This window comes from Mucilaginibacter sp. RCC_168 (genome assembly GCF_041355315.1).
In the GTDB taxonomy this organism is placed as follows: Bacteria; Bacteroidota; Bacteroidia; order Sphingobacteriales; family Sphingobacteriaceae; genus Mucilaginibacter.
On record NZ_JBFUPN010000080.1, the window covers coordinates 1 to 617 of the forward strand.

1 protein-coding gene is annotated in these 617 nt (G+C 37.0%); it reads left to right on the forward strand.

What is annotated here, in order from left to right; all coding sequences use genetic code 11:
- Window positions 1–66: 66 nt before the first annotated feature.
- A partial coding sequence (locus tag AB6735_RS28040; RefSeq protein ID WP_370999489.1) for an AMP-binding protein occupies window positions 67–617 on the forward strand: 551 nt, incomplete at its 3' end.

Sequence of the window (617 nt, forward strand, 5' to 3'; positions counted from 1 at the left end):
CTCCTCCCTGCTAATCTCGCTTATGTCATCTATACCTCCGGTTCTACGGGACGGCCGAAAGGCGTTATGATCGAGCATAAAAGCATTACCCGATTATTTGATGTAACTATACCGCTCTATCAATTTTCTGATAACGATGTATGGCCAATGTTCCATTCTTTTTGTTTCGACTTTTCAGTTTGGGAAATGTTCGGGGCTTTATTTTATGGAGGCCGTTTAATAATTGTTAATAAGGATGTAGTTAAAGATGGTATCTTATTTACAGAGTTACTAATAAATCAGAAGGTAACCATTCTTAACCAAACACCATCCGCATTTTATGTTCTACAAAATTATATTAACGAAAAAATATCTTTTTCATCTTTAAAGTATGTGATTTTCGGAGGAGAGGCACTCAGTCCTAGTAAAATTCATTATACAAAAGAATTATCCGAAAGCTACCAGTTGTTCAACATGTACGGAATAACAGAAATTTCTGTACATGCGACTTATCAAAAGATAAAACTATCACATATATATAATTTAAATATACCTATCGGCCGTCCGATAGCCAATACCCAGATATATATCCTGGGGCCGGATCAGGGACTGGTGCCTGTTGGGGTAACCGGTGAGAT